At 37.3% G+C, this 2,558-nt stretch carries 4 protein-coding genes; 1 reads left to right on the forward strand and 3 read right to left on the reverse strand.

Going from position 1 to position 2,558, the window contains the following annotated elements; translation table 11 throughout:
• Window positions 1–69: 69 nt before the first annotated feature.
• Together DYY65_RS08815 and DYY65_RS08820 are read right to left on the reverse strand one after the other, a co-directional pair.
• Window positions 70–393: a hypothetical protein gene (locus DYY65_RS08815; protein WP_162477595.1), complete on the reverse strand. Its 324-nt coding sequence runs from the start codon at window positions 391–393 to the stop codon at window positions 70–72.
• Window positions 394–500: 107 nt separating this feature from the next.
• Window positions 501–779, reverse strand: coding sequence for a hypothetical protein (locus DYY65_RS08820; protein WP_162477596.1), 279 nt, complete (start codon window positions 777–779; stop codon window positions 501–503).
• Window positions 780–855: 76 nt separating this feature from the next.
• On the opposite strand from DYY65_RS08820, the gene DYY65_RS08825 reads away from it, so the two are divergent.
• The gene (locus DYY65_RS08825) at window positions 856–1,530 is read left to right on the forward strand and encodes an Lrp/AsnC family transcriptional regulator (RefSeq protein ID WP_162477597.1); all 675 of its coding nucleotides are present in this window, start codon (window positions 856–858) and stop codon (window positions 1,528–1,530) included.
• 646 nt (window positions 1,531–2,176) lie between these two features.
• Here the strand turns inward: DYY65_RS08825 and DYY65_RS08830 are convergent.
• On the reverse strand, window positions 2,177–2,558 hold a 382-nt coding region (locus DYY65_RS08830; protein WP_162477598.1), incomplete at its 5' end, for a hypothetical protein.

Below are 2,558 nucleotides of genomic sequence, written 5' to 3' on the forward strand. Positions count from 1 at the left end.
GTACCAAGCATGCGTCTTAGTGTTGCCTCAAAAAGAACTGGTCGTGACACAATCTCTTTCTCATTTAATTTATATGCACTTTGCAAAAAGTAGTGGAGCTGTATCATGACCTAATTCTCTATCAACAGCTTGGCTTATTAAATTGACAATCTCACTTTCTCTCCATTTTTGATACTTCCAGCCAACATGAATAGTGCACTCATGTGAAGTAAGTACCTTTATGAGTGATGCCAGTGACAAATCATTAAGCCATTTTGTTTTGTACCAACAAATCGTGCTTACGTTTGGAGAGAAAGTCTTTCCCATTGAGCCTTCAAACAAAATAAAGGTGTCGTGTCCTTTGTTTAACAAATAGGTGTCTGGCGCGCTAAACAGTATTGTCCCTTTGGACAAAATTTGGGGTCTTTCGTTGGCTCTTTTAATACTCGAATTCCAAAATTTCACAATCGATTCGTGATTTTTGCCACATTGTTCTTAAATCCAATTTCTGTCGATTATTGTCAGTCCATTTGAGATGGTATCACGAGGTAGTGTTGAAGCACCAGCGTTCTCAATGTTTTCAAATAGACGATCTTTCGCGGCCTCGTCTCGAGCTGATTCGGTCCATATAATACTAGGTAGCCTTTTGACAAGCACATATTGGATAGCTGATGTAATGGTTCAAAGTCAGGACTATCAATGTCATCATCGTTGACTTGTGTTTCAACTCTTTGATTACTTTCCTTGGGTCCCGAGGAAAATGCTACAACATGATTTCCTAAAAGTAGGTTCTCAGACATTTCAGAGGCAATATTTTGATTATATCCTTCTTATGTGCTTTAACGTCTGTCAGAGGTGGAATCTGGCTTCACGGGCTTGGTCAAGATAACCATTATTACATGGGTTTTGATGTTTTCGACTAATATTATGGAAATATTCTTGCGCGAGATAGCTCCATGCTTCGAAAGCTTTAAGTCATCTGGCGACCTTATAATATTGCTTCCAATGGCAAATCATGAAGCTTCAGATTATAATTCTAATGGCAGACGTGTCGATTTTCAGCTAGATCTTGATAGGACAGACCAACAGCTGATTAAATTGCTTCTAGAGGGACATTCTAATAAGAAGATAGCATTACAAGCAAAGTCACCACTAAGTACTATCCAGAGAAGAATTAGAAAGTTATTTGAAAATGAATACGTGATCAAAAGGAATGAGATGAACCACAAAAAGCTGGGGCTTAGAAAGGTTTACCTATTGATTTCGTTAAAAGGTAGGTCCACACCGATAGCAAGTAAAATATCCAATATTAGAGGAATAACCTTCATTGCATTAGTCACGGGGGGGATAGATATTCTCTGTATTTGCATATTTAAAGACACAGATAACTTGTTTAAAATAATTGAGAATATACGGGCTATCGAAAGTGTGGATAAAGTAACATGGTCAGAGGAGGTTAGTACAATACCTATTAGAGAAGGAGGTTTGCAGGAATATCAAGCCCAAACTGTAGGTAATCTGGCAGCACTTGAATCGGAAGAAAACTCCTAATAGTGGATTTCATTACGAGAAATTTTGATTCTGGAATTTTTATGTGAGTACTCTGATTAACTTCTAAAGAAAATATTATATTCTCTATGTATTATTCCATTACTATTAGATCCTAGTTCATCTTAATTAAGAAAGACCAAGTGGATCCATCTTCATTTTCTAGTTTGACATTCTCACAGATGAGAATTTTTTTCCAAATCGCTCCTAGGATCCGGCTCCTCGCCCACACATTTTCCTTTGTTTGAAACTACAACTTTGCTCACCGGTAGTGATCATAGGTATCAATTCATGGGTGTACTATTTTTCCACCGGAATACTGCTTGGAACAAATTCAAGCATTTATTTTATCATTGTACCACTAGCCAAGTTAGAGATAAGCTATCTAAAATCCCCGATATCTTGCGACAGAGCTTTATGGGTGATTAGTTATTAGATACCATTTAGTTATGATTAGATTGAAGCAGTTACACAATATTATGTACGGTACCACTCATGCGTGACGAATATTCCACATTTAAAGCAAGCGGGGTTAGTGAGATGCCTCTTTTGGAGGCATATAAACTTGCAGTCCATGCTTTGAATTTTTTCGTTTTCGCTAATTGGATTACAATAATCCAGGGACCTTAACTCTAATGACAGTGTGAGTTCATTTTTTCTTATTTGATCGAATCCACTGTTGCTCTTGCTCTTGCGTTTTCTTGGTCAACCGCTTTTGAATTTGGGAGATTTGATACTGTATTTTTTTAATTTCCGAATTAATATCGTTTATTGATTTGGAAGCTCTTTGAACAGAATCGATATTGCGACGTACTGATTGAAGTGTAACCATTATTTTGCGAATCTGTAATGTCTGGCTCTGGACAAGCTTCATAACGCCTAAGCTTGCGTCCTCGTGTTTTTGACCTTTGGTAATTTTGCTCAGATTGTCTTTTCTCTTCCCGTTAGTTGGTTGAATTGCTCTAGCGGTTAAGAGATTTTCTTTCTCCTCTTCATCATTATCTGGTAATACTTGTAACTGCTCATCGCTT

It is taken from the genome of Nitrososphaera sp. AFS (assembly GCF_009898475.1).
In the GTDB taxonomy this organism is placed as follows: domain Archaea; phylum Thermoproteota; class Nitrososphaeria; order Nitrososphaerales; family Nitrososphaeraceae; genus Nitrosopolaris.